Below are 16,347 nucleotides of genomic sequence, written 5' to 3' on the forward strand. Positions count from 1 at the left end.
CGCTCACTGCTCATCCGACGCCCCATCCTGGCTTGCCAGCTCCATTGTGCCGATAGCGCGAGCCACGTTTTCAATGGCAACCCGCTGCTTGCGATACAAATCAGATTCGCTCATGGCTAGCCGCCGCGCCACGTCCCGCACCCGCTGACCCTGCACAAATTTTAGCTCCAAAATGTTGTACAAAATCCATTCGGCGGTGGTCATATTGCGCTCGCCCTCTGGCTTTTGCAGCTCAATGGCGTTGTTCAGGATAGCGCGGAGTGCTTTGGTGGGGTTATTCTCATGTTGCGCCATTGCATCCTGCACAATTCGCAGCCGCATGAGCGGGCTGGTCGTAAGCTTAGGGCCACCCCAATAATGTGTCAGGGCATCCCGCACCATCATGTTAAAGTCTGGGTCACTGACCACCGGGCTACTGGCTGGCGATTTTTGCGCCAGCACAGGCAAGCCGCCAAAAGTCGCTTCGCTGCGACGCTGCTGGATGGCAATGATTTGTGGCAGCAGCCCCTCAACTATAGCAAACACTTCTTGCTGCAAAATGCGGTCTTCCAATGCCTGAGCCGCCTGGTTGAGCAAACGGCCGAATATCTCATCTTCCTCTTCACTTAAATCAGGCTCATCACTGCGGGCGCGAATGCCCAAAATGCCCAAAACCAGCTCATGTTGGCGACTGCGTAACGGCCGTATCCAATAATTCCGCCACACAAAAAATTCTCCCACCGCTTCCAGCGCGTCGCCAGAATTTCCATTGCTCGGTTCGGCAGTTTGGGCTAGCTGCCGCCAATCGGCATCCTGGAAAATTTCCCCTGGCTCGTCCAGCGGGCCCACCACTGCTTCTAGTTGCGGCCCCTCCGGCGTGATGGCCGCTACAAAAGAAGTTGGCGTTCGCAACGCCTCACAGGTAGCGGCCAGAATACTCTCTAAAAATTGCTGCAGGTCGCGGGTCGTCAACAGCCGCTCGCTTAGTCGCTGAATGGTGCGAACGTCGGGGTCGTTGTTAAGCTGGAAGAGGCGTTCGAGCGGCCGTTTATAAGCATGAATTGCCCACTCCACCAACATAACCGTCGCCACCAGTGAAAAACCAAGTGCCGTCTCTGCTGGTAGTCCCAAAATAGGACTGTTGCGACTTACCAAAACATACACCAGCAGCACAATGCTGCCCGCCAGCGGAACCCGCGCCATAAACTTAAACAGCCGCACCCGCACCACACGGTCTGGCGACGCCGTGCCAAAGTAGGCTAGATGAGCCGTTAGCACCCCAAACATGAGCCCCACCACCAGGTTGCCTAAAATAATGATCGGCCATAACCAAAGCGGAATCACTGCTTGCCCTGTTCCCGCATTGCTAATGACGAGCAAGTAAGGAAAAACCCCTAGCGGGGCGGCCAAATAGGTAAGCAGCGTTGAGGTCATCCGCTGGCGTGTGGTACGCGTGATACATCGCTGCCGCGCTCGCCACACGTTATAAATGCTCGATGCCGTCATCAGCCAAAAATAAGCTGCAAAAACCGGGAATATTGGCCCCGCTTCCAAATGGGCCAGGCTTGCTAGTGGATTAGAGACAGGGTTCGTAACCAGAAAATCGGTAAAGAGCGCCAAGCCCAAAAAGACGAGACCTACCACGTACCCCAGCGGCACCAAAAAACGTCGCCGATTTGGTAAAGCACCCGTGGTTGAGAGCAACGTGCTAGAAAGATGAAACTGAGCCGCAGGCACCAAAGCAATGCCTATCCATTGAAATCGCAAAAATCCTTCAACGGAGGCCGAAACAATGGTGCGACTCACCAGCAACTCTGCCAAATAAGCAACAACGACAAAAATAATAAGCCCACAAAAGGCACGCATCACCGGGTCGCGCAAACTGCGCCCCAGGTTATACAAAACAACGGCCGAACCAAAAATCACGATGACCGCTTCTAAAATATCGTTTAGCAGGGCTAACAAATCAGGGAGTTGGTCAAACATACAAACAAAAAATAGTGTCGTCAGGAAAAAGGCGTGGATTTAGCCACCACAACGCACCATCAGGCAGGCGTTGGTGATGGCGGCAAATCCAGCGACGGCGGCTTTTTCCAGTCAGATTCTGATGTGCTTTCACTTTCTACTGACTTTGTGGCAGGAGGCGGGGTCGTTTGATTATATGAAGATGGCAAGCTTTCACCCTCGATGAGCGCCACAAAGTCATCTGCATCGAGCGTTTCCCGCTCTAGCAATTCCATCGCAATTAGGTCCAGCTTGTTACGGTGGGTGGTCAAAATCTCGGTGGCTTTGCTGTACTGGGCATCTATAATTTCGCGCACCTCGGCGTCAATTTTTTCAGCAATGGCATCTGAGTAGTCGCGCTGTTCTGAGATTTCGCGCCCCAAAAAGACCATCTCTTGCTTTTGGCCGTACACGCGTGCCCCTAATTCATCGCTCATGCCGAGCTGTGTTACCATCGAACGTGCCAGTTGGGTGACGCGCTGCAAATCGTTGCTGGCCCCAGAAGTGATTTCACCAAAAACAATCTCCTCAGCGACGCGCCCACCCAACAGGCTGGCAATTTGGGCCTGCATGTGGGTTTTGTTGGGTAAGATGGTGTCATCTTCAAGGTACCAGGTTAGCCCCAGACCCATGCCGCGTGGCACAATCGTGACTTTGCGTAGCGGCAATGCTGCTGGCAGAAAGTGGCTTACCAGCGCATGGCCAGCCTCGTGGTAGGCAATGATTTCTCGCTCTTCTGGGGTGATGACGCGGCTTTTCCGTTCTGGCCCTAGCTGCACGCGCTCAATCGCTTCGTGGAACTCAGCCATGCCAATACTTTTTTTGTTGCGGCGGGCGGCCAGCAGCGCAGCTTCATTCACCGTGTTTTCGATGTCTGCCCCAACAAAACCGGGGGTGGCGCGTGCTAAAACTGCCACGTTGATGTTGGAAGCGATTGGCTTGCCCCGAATATGGACTTTGAAGATGGCTTCGCGCCCTTTGTAGTCGGGTCGGTCAATGACTACGCGGCGGTCAAAGCGGCCGGGGCGCATCAGGGCAGGGTCTAAAATGTCTGGCCGGTTGGTGGCGGCCAGGATGATAACGTGGGTGTCGGTACCGAAGCCGTCCATCTCTACCAAAATTTGGTTGAGCGTTTGCTCTCGTTCGTCGTGGGAGCCGCCTAGCCCAGCACCGCGCTGCCGCCCAACGGCATCAATTTCATCTATGAAGATGATGCAGGGGCTATTGTTTTTAGCTTGCTCAAACAGGTCGCGCACGCGGCTGGCCCCCACGCCTACGAACATTTCTACAAATTCGGAGCCAGCGATGGAGAAAAAGGGTACGCCAGCCTCCCCGGAGACGGCTTTGGCCAACAAGGTTTTGCCCGTGCCAGGGCTGCCAATCATGAGCACGCCTTTGGGGATCCGTGCGCCAAAGCTGACAAATTTTTCTGGCTCTTTGAGGAAATCTACGACTTCTTCTAACTCTTCTTTGGCTTCTTCGGCTCCGGCGACATCATCGAAGGTGACGGTGGGATGATCGCCGGTGAACATACGGGCGCGGCTTTTGCCAAAGGAAAGAGCCTGGTTGTTGTTGCCCTGGGCTTGGCGAAAAACGAGAAAGATGAAGGCGATAATGAGCACCGCGGGCAGGAAAATGCCGATGACGTTGAGCCAACTTCCCCAACTGCTGGGGCGTTCGTAGGTGATGGTGGGACGGCCGTCTCGGTAATCTTCCTGGGTGATGCCGTAGGAGGTAAGCAACTCTTCTAGCGAGGCGACGCTGCTAATCTGGGCGGTGGCTGGCTGGCTGGGGTTGTTGTCGTAGGTGATAAGAATGGAACGGCCGTCTCCCTCCACAACAATTTCAACCACCTCATTATTTTCTATTTGCTGGGCCAACTGACTAATGGAAATTTGGCTGGTTGGGGTGTTGCTGCTGCTGTAGCTCCAGACAATTGCCAGGATTGCAACACCTATGAGCAACGAGACAAACCACCGTGTCAATTTGGTTGAATTCATGCGATTGCCTCCAATCAGGAGCAAGCTGCTTTACCGGGATGTGAGCCGCATATGGGAAACCATGATTTAGTTCCGCTAGCGGTCACAATTCTCTGAAATATCAGTATAACAGAAAGAAAATAGCATGGCGAGAGGGGGGCGTTGGACGATTATCCTACCCAGGCACGGAAGACAAGATACCAGAGGGGAATAAGGCCCAGCAGTGCAACCAAAGCAAAGATACCGAGGGAAACGGCCGTCCAATCCATGACCGTTTCTGCTTCTGGCTCTTTTGTTGCCGAAGGTGGCGTGGGCGGTGGCGGGAGGGGACGCATGGGTGGGCGTGTGATGGCTTCCATCTCGGCCGGGTCTGGCCGCTGGAAAATCTCCGTTTTTTGTTCCGCAACCGGAATGATTTGTGTGGGCTGGGCGGCTACCACCTGCGGCGGTTGGATGGCGCCTGTTTCTTCCTGACTCCGCTGCCTGTACGCTGTGAGGATGCGCCCTAGCTGCCCGGCGGTGCGGTATCGCCCGGCTGGCTCTTTGGCCAGCAGCTTGTTAATGATTTGCGCCAGTTGAGACGGAATGGCAGGATTGTATTCGGTGACGAGCGGGGGTGGCGTGTGCAGATGCTTGAGCGCCATTGCCGTGTGGGCCTCGGCGGCAAACGGTAGCTGCCCGGTGAGCATCTCGAACAGGATGACGCCGATGGCGTACACGTCGGAGGCGGGGGAGGGTGGATCGCCAGCCGCTTGTTCTGGCGAGAAATATTGCGGCGTCCCCCAAATTTGGCTCACTTGCTGCACCGTGCTGGTGCTGATGGCGCGGGCAATGCCGAAATCGGCCACTTTTACCCGCTCATCCACCGTGACGATAACGTTTTGCGGCTTGACATCGCAATGTACCAGATTGGCGCGGTGGGCATAGCCAATGCCGCTACACACCTGGATGACGAGATCGAGAGCCCGGCTGATGGGGACGGGCTCACCTTCATAGCTGCGAATAATTTGCTTGAGCGTTTGCCCTTCTACAAACTCCATGACGATGAAATGCTTAAAGCCGTCCTGCCCAATGTCGTGGACGGTGACGATGTTGGGGTGAGCCAGGTTGGCGGCTGAATGGGCTTCCTGCTGGAAACGCTTGAGGAAGCCTTCGTCACTGGTGAAGCTTTCGTGCATCATCTTCACGGCCACGATGCGACCCAGCGCACGATCTTTGGCTTTGTAGACGACAGACATGCCGCCACTGCCTATGCGCTCGATGAGTTCGTAACGGCCGTTTAGCACCACTTTTTGTTCGCTCATAATGGTAGTTTAAGGGGGTTGGGTTTTGTGTGCAACAGTTGCCATTCGCTACCAAGTATGATAGCATTTGCTCCGCTTATGGCGGGTGTAGCGTAGTGGTTAACGCGTCTGGTTGTGGCCCAGAAGATCGTGGGTTCAAATCCCATCACTCGCCCCTGATTTTGCAGGACACAGATAAACACGGATTCGCACAGATTTTATCTGTGTTCTTCTGTGAGAATCTGTGTCCTATTTGTTTTTTGCGCCCGTAGCTCAATGGATAGAGCACTTGGCTTCGAACCAAGCGGTTGGGAGTTCGAATCTCTCCGGGCGTACAATTCTTTCTTCTCTCTCATTTTGTCGAACAAAGAAATCACTTCCCAAACTGATCTATTATTATGTAGAATATGTTCAATTGCTTGTTTTGGAAAAAATTTTTCATTCTTCCAGTCTGCAAGTATTTTTCTGGAGTTTTTGTTCCCATTATTCACGTGTAGGATTGTTTTTATTTGTTTACGATAGCAAAGGTGAAATGTGCTTGTCACTGGTTTTTAGTAAATATGTTTGAAGTTTAGGGGCACGTCAAAAGTAAATTTTACAGAAGATGAGATCACGCGAGGACTCAAAGAACTTGCAAAAGAGATTCACCTCGAAAATCAAAACCGCCAAAACGATTTAATAAGAGATGTTTATGCTCGTTTTGGTTTAGCCTACTATATGAGTGAAGTAGTACATCGGGGTCTTTGCAACATTTATGCTCTGTTATCTTTCGATAAGAAAGAGAGCATTACATCCCCTCGTTTTGAAGAAAAGATTCTTGAAGTGTTCCAATCTACTTTGGGGAAGGTTGTTTACCTTATTAGGGAAGAGGGAATATTGCCAGAGGAATGGTCGGAGAAACTTACAAAGCTTGTACAAAAAAGAAATTACTTAGCCCATTATTTTTGGTATGAGCAATCGCATCTGATGTTCGAAGAAAATGGGCTAATAGCGTTATATGATGAGTTAAATGATTATGTAGATTTTTTCTCTCAAATTAATGATTCTTTGGAAAACTTTTTAGAGCCGAAAAGAAATGAGATGGGCATAACAAAGGACATAATAGAAAAACAACTAGAAAGAATAGCGGCTGGCAAAGAGAGTGAGCCGTTTATTCAACAAAGAAAATTAAAAAAACAAGAAAGGTTAGTTAAAGTCTGGAATGTAAAAACAGGTGAGCAGTTGGTGTCTCAGGTCTTTGAAACTGATGACGGATGTCTTTGGCAATTGTGTGATGTTGGTCTAGGATGGACATCCTTTGAATTACCTGAGCCGAACTGGGAAATCAATAAGCAAATAGAACCTTATCTGCCAGCAAATATAAACCCAAGACCAAAAGATTCCAATCCTTGGAACTACGAATTTAGACTTAAGAAAGGAGCCGTTCTTTGGGTTAAACGCGGGGAAAAAGATAATACATACTACATCGGAGTAAAGAGCAAGAACACAGAGTAAAATCGTGATAAATTCGAGGAACACATTTGGGGTAAATGATATTGGATCAAGTCGAGCAGATTGTTTTTCTTTATTTGCCAAAATTCCGCAAATTTAATTGGACATCAACTTGGTTTTGCAGTAAAGTCAAGCTGTCTTTGAAAATTAAATAATGTACAGGGAGCTGGGAATGCCCGGCTGAGAGGGTGACGGTTTTGTCACCGACCTGCGAACCTGATCCGGGTAATGCCGGCGGAGGAATTGCAATTTTGCGTTAAAAGCCATCCTGATCAGGGTGGCTTTTTTGTTTTGGAGGCTGGCATGGCGCTTTTGATTTTTGCCAATGGGGTGCTGGATGAGGTGGAATGGATACGGCCGTATCTTACACAAGCAACGGCCGTTTGGGCAGCAAACGGTGGCAGCAAACATCTTTTCCGGCTCAACCATCCGCCAGATCGCGTCATTGGGGATGTGGATTCATTGAAGCCAGCGGTGCTAAGGTGGCTCATGAGCAACCATGTGCCGTTTGACCAGCACCCCCCCGCCAAAGATGAAACCGACCTAGAACTAGCGTTGCTCATGGCGGCGGCGCGGCCTGAATCAGACGTTTGGTTGTTTGGTTTGTTGGGCGGCCGTTTGGATCAGATGTTGGCCAATATTTTTTTGCTTACGAACCCGGCGCTGGTGGGCAAAGCAGTGCAGATTATCACCCCCACTGAACGCGCTTGGCTGGTACGCAGTCAGACCGAAATTGTAGGGCAGGCAGGCGATTTGGTATCGCTCATTCCGCTGGTGGGGGATGTGCAGGGTGTAACAACCAGTGGCTTGCGGTGGCCGCTGCAAGAGGAAACGCTCTTCATTGGCCAGGCGCGCGGCGTGAGCAACCGCCTCACGGCAGAAAAGGCAACTGTGGCAGTGGAAAACGGACTACTGCTATGTATTCAATCTCGCAGGGGCTAGTTGTTGGTGACTAGTGGCTAGTACAAACCACCAGTCAATAAAAAGGAGAATTTGATGAAACGTTTAATTTATCTTGCAATGATTTTGTTTTTGGCAACGGCCGTATCCGCTTGCGGCTCGAATGAACCAGTGGTCATCACCCTGATGTCGCACGACAGCTTTGCCATTAGCGAAGAGACGCTGGCTGTTTTTGAGGAAGAACATGGCGTCACGGTAGAGCTATTGCCGGCTGGTGATACTGGCGCGGCGCTGAACCAAGCTATTTTGGCGAAGGACGCGCCGCTGGCAGATCTCTTTTTTGGGATAGACAGCACCTTTATGGGGCGCGCCTTGGCGGCTGATATTTTTGAACCATATGCGTCGCCACTGCTGGCCGAGATTCCAGATGGATTGGAACTGGATAGTGAAAACCGTCTCTTGCCGGTGAATTATGGCGACGTTTGCCCGAACTATGACAAAGCGTGGTTTGCCGAAAATAGTTTGCCGCTGCCAGAAACTTTGGCCGATTTGACCGATCCCGTGTACGAAGGGTTGCTGGTGGTGCAAAATCCGGCTACGTCCAGCCCCGGCCTGGCCTTCTTGTTGGCCACCATTGCTGAATTTGGTGAAGATGGCTACCTTGATTTTTGGGCAGAGCTGCGAGCCAACGACATATTGGTGACCAATGGCTGGGAAGAGGCATATTACGGTAGCTTTACTGTGACGAGTGATGGGGAACGGCCGTTGGTTGTTTCCTACGCCAGCAGCCCCCCAGCCGAGGTTATTTTTGCCGACCCGCCACTGGACGAAGCGCCAAGTGCTAGCCTGGTGGCTTCTGGCATGTGCTATCGTCAGGTGGAGTTTGTGGGGATTTTAGCAGGAACCGAAAAGCGGGAGCTGGCGGAAAAGCTGGTTGACTTCATACTGGGGCAAACCTTCCAGGAAGATTTACCGCTGAATATGTTTGTGTATCCTGCTAATGAAAATGCGGAATTGCCGGCTGAGTTTGTGGCTTGGACGCAAGTGCCGGAGGAAACGGCCGTACTCTCCCCAGAAATCATTGACGCCAACCGCGAACAGTGGATTGAAGCCTGGACAGAAACCGTCCTTCGTTAATGGATATGGCCACAGAGCGCGCAGAGGATTTTGAGGAAATTCACCTCTTTTCCCTCTGTGTTCTCTGTGGCAAAAAATTGGCAGTGGGTAAGAAGTGTGCATCAATGTGACAGTCACTTTAGAAGTGACTGTCACATGCTTGCAAATTATGGCTCGGTGCAGCCGCCGGGGAAATAAATTTCCGGATCAACGTAGACAGTCGCATTGAGCTCCGTGCCAGTCAGATCATCAATAATCCGAATTGATTGGTTGTATGCGGCGCAGCGGCGGGCAATCACAAAGTGGAAGAACGGCCCTTCTCCACGATAAGTTACGGCCTGTCCACCCGGCAGGTCAAACACGAAGACGGTATAGTCTCCCACAAGATTGGTGCCATCAATGTAGGGTTGAATCGTCAAGCGGCAACGCCAATCGTCGCCAATATATTCACAGCTATCAATGATGCCTGGTGTCCAGGCTACTTGCCCGTCAGCACCGTCGGTGGATTCGGTAGTGGGCGCAGCGGCGAGCGTTGCTGTTGCCACTGGCGTGCTGGTGGGGGGCAAGAAAGCACGGAACTCAAACGTTACTGGTTCGCCAAATGGTTCGCCATCTTCATTAACCAGTTGCCAGGTACTCTCATAAGTGCCCGGATCATGTGGCGCACGCAGGGAAGCCGTGAGCGTGATTTCTTCGTCTGGTGCTACTACTTCTTCCAATGGCACAGGTTCATCATCATAGTCAAATGGCTCCCCTTCCAGATATTCCCATTGCAACTCTGCAGGCCAGGGGCAAGTGCCACTATTAAGTAACACCCAGGAAGCAGTAAAGCTGAATTGCGTGGTGATGGCATTGCTTAGAAAGCCGTGGCGCGAAACAGTAACTAGCTCAACTCCCTCCTCACATCCAGCTAAAAATAGCGCCGTGGCATTCACGGTGGGGCTGCTGGTAGCGGTTGCAGTAGGCGTTCTAGAGGGGGTTGGTGTTTCTGTGGGACGGGCTTCCTCGGTGAGATCAATAACAAGTTGGGCAAAGTTGGTGGCTGCAACATCGGGCGCTTCGGTGTTGGTGGGAGCGGCCGTATTGGTGACGGTAGGGGTGGCGGTGTCTTCTACTTCGGCAACGGCCGCACGGGTTGGGGGCGGGGCTGGCGGGGGTGAAAAGACGCCGCTGGCTGCCAAAATGCCGCCAACGACGGCCAAAACGACGACGCCAATAACGGGGAATAGCCAAGCGGGGCGTTTTTTAGGTGTGATGGCGGTTTCAGATGTGGGAGGGACAACGGCCGTTTCCGGTTCCGGCATCATTACTTCTGTTTGGGCAGGCGTGGGATGGTCTGCGGGTGGCGTTGGTGGTGGTGCCACGCCAGCAGGGCGGCTGCCTGTTGCGGTTAAATCCACGGCGCGTAGCGCAGCGGCAAATTCCCCAGCCGATTGATACCGCTCATCGGCTGATTTGGCCATCGCCTTCAAAATCACTTCTTGTAGTTCCCAGGGAATATCTGGAATGATACTGTCTGGTTGAGGGGTGGGGGTGTTAACGTGCTGCATGACGACTGCCAGCGGTGTGTCTGCATCAAACGGCAGCGCGCCAGTTACCATTTGGAACAACATCACGCCCAGCGAGTAAATATCCACGCGATGATCGCCCGACTGCCCCAACGCCTGCTCTGGCGACATATAGGCTGGCGTGCCAATGAGCGCACCGGTGGCGGTGTAGGCCATTGATTGGTTGCCCAGCAGCTTAACAATGCCAAAGTCGGTCAGGATTGCCCGGCCTGTATCATCATTGAGCATGATGTTGGCCGGTTTAATGTCGCGGTGTACCATGTCGCGGCGATGGGCATAGGCTAGGGCGTCGGCGATTTCGGCAATCATCTTGACCACATCTTCCAGGGGCATTCGTTTGCCCTGACGAGCCAAATCCTCCAGACGCTCTTTCAGCGTACCGCCTTGAATATATTCCATGACGAGGAAGTAGCTGTTTTCCCCGTACACATCAAAATCATACACGCCGACGATGTTGGGATGGTTTAAGGCAGCCATGGCGCGTGCTTCGCGCTGGAATCGGTTGAGGAAATCTTGATCAGCAACCAGGAAGGCGTGCATGAGCTTGATGGCGACAAAACGATCGAGGCTCTCCTGATACCCTTTATAAACCTCTGCCATGCCACCACGACCCAAGCGCTCTTTGATGAGGTATTTACCGATTTTTTTGCCGGTTAACGTATCGCTCATATCTGTGGTTTTGTTAGATAAATCCTTAATTTATTATGGCAAGTATACCCAGTTTTGAAATTACTGAAAATGGTATTGTGGTTGTTTTCATACAGTCTTAGCCACTTTGGTTGCCAATTAGACAATCTACATGGTGACTGGTTGATCTGACTGGTTATCTTACGGAAGGTGGGCTGAATTTAGCGATCTGCCTTGAGCTGCCCGCACCCGGCGGCAATGTCTATGCCGCGCCGCTGGCGCACGGTGCTGGGGATGCCGTACCCGGCAAGGATGGCTTGAAACTGTTTTACCTGGGGGCGTTGGGTGGGACGGCCGTTATACCCAACAGTCGGATTCAGCGGAATTAAATTCACATGACTAGGCACGTTTTGCAGCAGTTGGCCGAGAGCGTGAGCTTGCTCGGGCGTATCATTTTCACCTTCAATGAGCGTCCATTCAAAAAGGATGTGCCGATTGAGTGCCTGGGTGTAAGTGTGGCAGGCTGCGATGAGTTCGGCCAGCGGCCAGCGGCGGGCGGGGGGAACCAGCTTTTGGCGATCTTCGTCGCTGGCTCCGTGTAGACTGACTGCTAAACGAAACGGCCGTTTCTCCTCTGCCAACCTCAAAATACCCGGAACTACCCCTACTGTGCTCACGGTGATGTGCTTGGGTGCAATGGCCAGCCCCTTATGGTGGAGCAAAATGTCAATGGCTGCCATCGTCTGGTTATAGTTGTGCAGCGGCTCGCCCATACCCATAAACACAATATTGCGGAGCGATTCGCCCGTTTGGGCAAGCTGCCGATTCACAAACAAGATTTGCCCCACAATTTCGCCCGGGGTGAGGTGGCGTGTGAAGCCCATCTGCCCAGTGGCGCAAAACACGCAGCCCATCGCGCAGCCCACCTGGGTGCTAACGCAGGCCGTCCAGCGCCTCTTGAACTGCATCAAAACTGTTTCGATTGTCTGGCCATCGGGTAAGGCGAGGAGGAATTTGCGAGTGAGGCTGTCGCTGCTGGCGATGGCAATTTGCTGCTGTAGCGTGGTAAGTGTGGCTTGCGCGGCCAGCTTTTGCCGGAGGTCGTCCCGCAAGTGGGTAAGCTGGGACAGCTCAGTGGCATCGTTTTGGTAGAGACCCAGCCAGATTTGCTCGGCATGATACGCAGAATAGCCCCAGGTTTGGCAAACGGCCGTTAGCTCCACGAATGTAAGATCATGCAAATTAATTGGAGTGGTCTCGGTTAAGGAAATTGTTTGCATTTGAGGGGTCGCGATTATTTAGCTAATCTAGCATCCGTTCGTAAACATCATTGCCAATACCGCCAAGAATATAATTGAAGTATTTACCTTCAATCACTTCGGCCACTTCGGCTTCTGGGGCGACAGTCATGACGTTTATACCATAATTGCCGCTGGCTTCTTTCCAATGATAGATCAAAATATTTGAAATCAGGTATCCATCGCCCTCAAAATTATAATCTGAATCTTCCTCATCTTGCATTTCCCCCTGTAGATGGACGGAAGTGTCATTTTGAAATATTTCTATTTCCAGAACGACATCATCCACATAACCTGCCCATTTCCCTGCAATGTTTGGATATTTGGCGTGAGGAACCGCAGCAGTAAGTTTTGTAGCTAATTCGGTGATTACCTCAGCTATTGAACTACTTAACGTTTCATTTGTGGTTTTTGCAAGGTTTAGTCCGCGAACGATTAGCTCGATTTCTCTAGAAGACAGCTCCGGTGAGATTGTTTCTTGATGTTCCTCTGCTTCCAGGCCAGGCCAAATCACATGGGGGCGATATTTGGATAATGTGGCGATTAGATTCTTTAGCTGACCTTGTCTTTCAGCATTAAGAATCAGCTCACGGACTTTGCCGCTTAGTCCATCTCCTGAAAGATCATCATAGTTGTTTCCCAACATAAAGCAGATGCTTTTTATATCTTCCAAGGAGAGATGCTTTCTCATTAACTGAAAAATTTCAGTACGCGCCTCGTGTGAGTTTTGCACATCATCCATAATCTCACTCCAAAATTTTTGCAAAACGAAATTGCTTGTACGTAGAAATTGTAGCGGAGGGGCGTCCAATTGTCATTCCAAGTAAAAAGAGGAATCTTTCATCTTTGTAAGTAGAAAGATTCCTCAGAGCAGGGGGTGTTCAGAATGACAATTGTCAGGCAGCGTCGTAGGCTTGGTGGAGCCAGTTGATCAGTTCTTCATTCACTTCATCGGGGCTGGTGAGGCGGACGCGGTGGCTGACCATGCTGTTAAAGCTACCCGATTTTTCCAGACGGCCGTCTGCATCCATACCCTTCAAGTTAATCCCCACATCTACCCGCGTTTTGGTGCTGGGCTGGATGAGGCCGAATTGCTTGTTGCGCCGCAGGCTAACGTAGGCCTTTTTGGGGGCCAGAACCACGTCATCACCAAACTGGGCGATAGCGGCGGTGAGTGTATCGTAGATGGGGCGCAGCGACTCTTTGCCACTGTACTGGTTGTCTACCAAGTCATCGGCAGTTTTGGGGGAAGCGGCCGTCTCTCTCGCTTTGATCGAGACCATGTTGGCAAAGCCATGCGTGAACCCATGCTCTGTCTTGAGGTATTTCACAATTTGGCCGTGCTTTTCAAACCCACTGGCGCGGGCAATGGCAATCCATTGATCAAGCGACTTGCCGGTTTTTTTTTCTAAATTTTCAATCATTGTTTGGGCAGCGGCTTCAACTTTGTCGGTCATAACGTCCTCCGTTTTGAGACTAGAGATTGGAGATTTTTAGTCTCCAATCTCTACTGTTTATTAGTAGACTTCTTGCAAAAGTCACTTTAATCCAAGTGACAGATTGTAAATTGCAGAAATCAGGTTAAATCGCAAGCCAAATCGTTTGCGCCGATTGCGATATCGCTCTTTCAAAATACGAAATATCTTGAGCTTGCCAATCACGTGCTCGCCATAGATTCTGGCTTTCGCCAAGGCTCGATTCGCTGCTTTTTCCTCTTTGGTGAGAGGATGATGCTTTGACTTCTTTTTAGGTATCTTACTGTTGTTGTGAATCTCAACGATGCCTTGATATCCTGAATCAGCCAAGCATGTTATGGTTGGTATCATCCCTTGACAACTCTGTTTGAACAGCTTGAAATCATGTTTCTTGCCTTCACTAAAGGCTGTGGCCACAATTTCCAGGGTTGCTAAGTTGACAATGACCTGTGCTTTTTGCGTGTGATACTTTTTCTTACCACTAAAATGTCTCTTTTGTTTTTTTGGGTCGTTCGATCGGTTGTTCTGTGGCATCAACAATAACAACCTCAATGAGCGTATCATTTGTTTGCAGCTTTTTCTTGCTTGGTAATGTAAATTGGTCAGACGCGATCAGCGCATTTTCAACTTGTTGGATTATCCGACAAACAGCTGACTCGCTAATTCCATAAGCTTGGCCGATATGAAACTGGGTACGATATTCTCGCCAATACATCAGGGTCAACAAGAGCTGGTTGGCCCGTGATAATTTAGGTGGTATACCAAAGGTGGGCATTGTTTTTTCTAAAATTGCCACCATTTGCTTAAAGATTGGGTGTGGAACACCTGTTAACCGTTTAAATTTTGCATCGGATAGGTTTTGAATCTCAGCATATTTCATCTAGCAATTATGCCTGATTTTTCACTTATGCAAGAGGTCTATTAGTCTTTTGCATTCAGCTCCGCCAATCGCCGCCGCAAAAATCGCTTCTCGACGGCGTTTTGGCATAAATCCAGGGCGATAGTATACGCATCGTGGGCATCGTCGTAAAATCCGGCGCGGCGCAGCAGGTCAGCGCAGGCGGCATGGAACAGGTGATAATGATCCAGCGTCCCCGCTTCGGCCAATTCATCTAGCAGGGCTAGCCCGCGCATGGGGCCTTCGGCCATGGCGATGGCCACAGCCCAGTTGAGCATCACCACTGGCGAGTTGGTGTATTGCTGCAGGGCGCGGTAGAGGGCGGCAATTTGGGGCCAGTCAGTTTCTTGGGGTGTGGTGGCTTGGTCGTGCAGGGCAGCAATGGCAGCCTGAATTTGGTAGGGGCCGGGCTGTCCCATTTGTAAGGCGCGTTCGAGTACGGCCGTACCCACCTCAATCTGTTCCTGATCCCATAAGCTACGATTTTGCTCTTCCAGCAGGATAAGTTCGCCCGTGCTGCCCACACGAGCAGCGCGGCGGGCATCGTGCAGCAGCATGAGTGCCAGAAGCCCCAACGCCTCTGCATCTTCCTCCAGATTGGGATCATCCGCCAGCAGTTGATTCAAAATCTGCGCCAGCCGAATCGCTTCGCTGGATAGCTCTTGCCGCACCAGGGCATCGCCGCTGCTGGCATTGTACCCTTCGTTAAAGATGAGGTAGAGCGCGGTGAGGACGGCGTTGAGCCGTTCTGGCAGCAGTTCGGTGGGCGGCACGCGGTAGGGAATGCCCGCCTGGGCAATCTTGCGTTTGGCGCGGACGAGCCGCTGAGCCATGGTGGGCACTGGAACGAGGAAGGCGGCGGCGATTTCGGCCGTTTCTAGCCCGCCGAGCGTCCGCAACGTGAGCGCCACCTGTGCCTCCAGCGACAGGGCGGGGTGGCAGCAGGTAAAGATGAGCTTGAGGCGTTCGTCAGGAATGCTGTCCATTTCGTACTCGTCAGGGTTTGCGGGTTTTTGCGTTAGGTCCACCAATTTCGGCTGCTTTTGCTCAAAGTTTTTGCGGCGGCGGATGCGGTCTATGGCTTTGTTGCGAGCAATGGTGGTAATCCATGCGCCGGGGTTTTTGGGACGGCCGTCCTTCGGCCATTTTTCCAGTGCGACGATGAGCGCATCTTGAAAGGCATCTTCAGCCAAATCAAAATCGTTCAGGTAGCTGATGAGTGCAGCCAGCACCCGGCCAGATTCTTCTCGGAACGTCCACTCAATCGTTTGGTGAATTGCTTCCATAAACTTGGGAGACTAGCGATTAGAGATCGGAGATTCTTGCGCCCAATCTCCAGTCTCTAACCTCCCAATCTCTTATTAAAATTCGACGACGGGACGTACTTCAACACAGCCTATCCCGACGGGCAATTTGGCAGCCATTTCTAATGCCTCTGCTTCGCTTTCGCAGTCAAGAATGTAGAAGCCACCAAGCTGTTCTTTGGTTTCGGCGAAGGGGCCATCGGTGGTGATGGTGGCCTGGTTGTTCTCAAAGCGGACGGTTTTGGACGTAGCGGTTGGGTGTAGGGCGTCGCCAGTAGGTTTCATTCCCCTACTTTCTGCCTCGGCACCCCAATTTTGGTGGGCCACCATCAATGCTTGCCAATCTTCTGGCTTGGCATCTTCGATTAATTTTTCATCATTGTAAATTAAGAGGATGTATCTCATGTTGATCTCCTTACTATCTT

The 16,347-nt window shown here is 51.4% G+C and carries 13 protein-coding genes, 2 tRNA genes and 1 riboswitch; of the genes, 5 read left to right on the top strand and 10 right to left on the bottom strand.

Translation table 11 applies throughout. The annotated features are described in order from the left end of the window. Nucleotides 1-3 precede the first annotated feature (3 nt). The 3 genes from ACOQPM_RS23225 to ACOQPM_RS23235 form a co-directional block, all read right to left on the bottom strand. Nucleotides 4-1,965 (bottom strand): hypothetical protein, encoded by a 1,962-nt coding sequence (locus tag ACOQPM_RS23225; RefSeq protein ID WP_420630775.1) that lies wholly within the window; start codon nt 1,963-1,965, stop codon nt 4-6. Between the two features lie 59 nt (nt 1,966-2,024). Further along, the gene (gene ftsH / locus ACOQPM_RS23230; protein ID WP_420630776.1) at nt 2,025-3,983 is read right to left on the bottom strand and encodes an ATP-dependent zinc metalloprotease FtsH; all 1,959 of its coding nucleotides are present in this window, start codon (nt 3,981-3,983) and stop codon (nt 2,025-2,027) included. Between the two features lie 149 nt (nt 3,984-4,132). Further along, a complete protein-coding gene (locus ACOQPM_RS23235) occupies nt 4,133-5,266 on the bottom strand; it encodes a protein kinase domain-containing protein (protein WP_420630777.1) in 1,134 nt (377 codons plus the stop codon). A gap of 81 nt (nt 5,267-5,347) precedes the next feature. On the opposite strand from ACOQPM_RS23235, the gene ACOQPM_RS23240 reads away from it, so the two are divergent. The 5 genes from ACOQPM_RS23240 (at nt 5,348) to ACOQPM_RS23260 (ending at nt 8,773) form a co-directional block, all read left to right on the top strand. Next, nucleotides 5,348-5,420: transfer RNA gene (locus tag ACOQPM_RS23240), tRNA-His, on the top strand. An 87-nt stretch (nt 5,421-5,507) separates the two neighbouring features. Next, nucleotides 5,508-5,580, top strand: a tRNA-Arg gene (locus tag ACOQPM_RS23245). A gap of 229 nt (nt 5,581-5,809) precedes the next feature. Then, the gene (locus tag ACOQPM_RS23250; RefSeq protein ID WP_420630778.1) at nt 5,810-6,739 is read left to right on the top strand and encodes a hypothetical protein; all 930 of its coding nucleotides are present in this window, start codon (nt 5,810-5,812) and stop codon (nt 6,737-6,739) included. Between the two features lie 146 nt (nt 6,740-6,885). Beyond that, a riboswitch (TPP riboswitch) is annotated at nt 6,886-6,997 on the top strand. A 42-nt stretch (nt 6,998-7,039) separates the two neighbouring features. Next, on the top strand, nt 7,040-7,678 hold the full coding sequence (locus tag ACOQPM_RS23255; RefSeq protein ID WP_420630779.1) for a thiamine diphosphokinase: 639 nt from the start codon (nt 7,040-7,042) through the stop codon (nt 7,676-7,678). 54 nt (nt 7,679-7,732) lie between these two features. Further along, nucleotides 7,733-8,773 (top strand): thiamine ABC transporter substrate-binding protein, encoded by a 1,041-nt coding sequence (locus tag ACOQPM_RS23260; RefSeq protein ID WP_420630780.1) that lies wholly within the window; start codon nt 7,733-7,735, stop codon nt 8,771-8,773. Nucleotides 8,774-8,919: 146 nt separating this feature from the next. Here ACOQPM_RS23260 and ACOQPM_RS23265 read toward each other — a convergent pair whose 3' ends face one another. The 7 genes from ACOQPM_RS23265 to ACOQPM_RS23295 form a co-directional block, all read right to left on the bottom strand. After that, nucleotides 8,920-10,989 (bottom strand): protein kinase domain-containing protein, encoded by a 2,070-nt coding sequence (locus ACOQPM_RS23265; protein WP_420630781.1) that lies wholly within the window; start codon nt 10,987-10,989, stop codon nt 8,920-8,922. A 179-nt stretch (nt 10,990-11,168) separates the two neighbouring features. After that, nucleotides 11,169-12,227 (bottom strand): 23S rRNA (adenine(2503)-C(2))-methyltransferase RlmN, encoded by a 1,059-nt coding sequence (gene rlmN, locus ACOQPM_RS23270; RefSeq protein ID WP_420630782.1) that lies wholly within the window; start codon nt 12,225-12,227, stop codon nt 11,169-11,171. Between the two features lie 22 nt (nt 12,228-12,249). Beyond that, nucleotides 12,250-12,987: a hypothetical protein gene (locus tag ACOQPM_RS23275; protein ID WP_420630783.1), complete on the bottom strand. Its 738-nt coding sequence runs from the start codon at nt 12,985-12,987 to the stop codon at nt 12,250-12,252. 154 nt (nt 12,988-13,141) lie between these two features. After that, complete coding sequence (locus ACOQPM_RS23280) at nt 13,142-13,702, bottom strand: DUF4287 domain-containing protein (protein WP_420630784.1); 561 nt, start codon at nt 13,700-13,702, stop codon at nt 13,142-13,144. Between the two features lie 81 nt (nt 13,703-13,783). Next, nucleotides 13,784-14,600 (bottom strand): IS5 family transposase gene (locus ACOQPM_RS23285; RefSeq protein ID WP_420630785.1). Its coding sequence is split into 2 segments (ribosomal slippage): nt 13,784-14,225 and nt 14,224-14,600, totalling 819 coding nucleotides; the frame shifts between segments, so codons are not numbered across the junction. A 41-nt stretch (nt 14,601-14,641) separates the two neighbouring features. Beyond that, entirely contained in the window at nt 14,642-15,904 is a 1,263-nt protein-coding gene (locus tag ACOQPM_RS23290; RefSeq protein ID WP_420630786.1) for an RNA polymerase sigma factor, read from the bottom strand. A 75-nt stretch (nt 15,905-15,979) separates the two neighbouring features. After that, nucleotides 15,980-16,327 (bottom strand): YciI family protein, encoded by a 348-nt coding sequence (locus ACOQPM_RS23295; RefSeq protein WP_420630787.1) that lies wholly within the window; start codon nt 16,325-16,327, stop codon nt 15,980-15,982. Nucleotides 16,328-16,347 lie beyond the last annotated feature (20 nt).

The sequence above is a fragment of the Candidatus Leptofilum sp. genome, assembly GCF_965223525.1.
In the GTDB taxonomy this organism is placed as follows: Bacteria; Chloroflexota; Anaerolineae; order Promineifilales; family Promineifilaceae; genus Leptofilum.

Excerpts from the sequence above, each read along its gene's own strand:
- ACOQPM_RS23265 (WP_420630781.1), bottom strand. The coding sequence starts at position 10,989 with ATGAGCGATACGTTAACCGGCAAAAAAATCGGTAAATACCTCATCAAA.
- rlmN (WP_420630782.1), bottom strand. The coding sequence starts at position 12,227 with ATGCAAACAATTTCCTTAACCGAGACCACTCCAATTAATTTGCATGAT.
- ACOQPM_RS23235 (WP_420630777.1), bottom strand. The coding sequence starts at position 5,266 with ATGAGCGAACAAAAAGTGGTGCTAAACGGCCGTTACGAACTCATCGAG.
- ACOQPM_RS23295 (WP_420630787.1), bottom strand. The coding sequence starts at position 16,327 with ATGAGATACATCCTCTTAATTTACAATGATGAAAAATTAATCGAAGAT.
- ACOQPM_RS23275 (WP_420630783.1), bottom strand. The coding sequence starts at position 12,987 with ATGGATGATGTGCAAAACTCACACGAGGCGCGTACTGAAATTTTTCAG.
- ACOQPM_RS23255 (WP_420630779.1), top strand. The coding sequence starts at position 7,040 with ATGGCGCTTTTGATTTTTGCCAATGGGGTGCTGGATGAGGTGGAATGG.
- ftsH (WP_420630776.1), bottom strand. The coding sequence starts at position 3,983 with ATGAATTCAACCAAATTGACACGGTGGTTTGTCTCGTTGCTCATAGGT.
- ACOQPM_RS23260 (WP_420630780.1), top strand. The coding sequence starts at position 7,733 with ATGAAACGTTTAATTTATCTTGCAATGATTTTGTTTTTGGCAACGGCC.
- ACOQPM_RS23290 (WP_420630786.1), bottom strand. The coding sequence starts at position 15,904 with ATGGAAGCAATTCACCAAACGATTGAGTGGACGTTCCGAGAAGAATCT.
- ACOQPM_RS23225 (WP_420630775.1), bottom strand. The coding sequence starts at position 1,965 with ATGTTTGACCAACTCCCTGATTTGTTAGCCCTGCTAAACGATATTTTA.
- ACOQPM_RS23280 (WP_420630784.1), bottom strand. The coding sequence starts at position 13,702 with ATGACCGACAAAGTTGAAGCCGCTGCCCAAACAATGATTGAAAATTTA.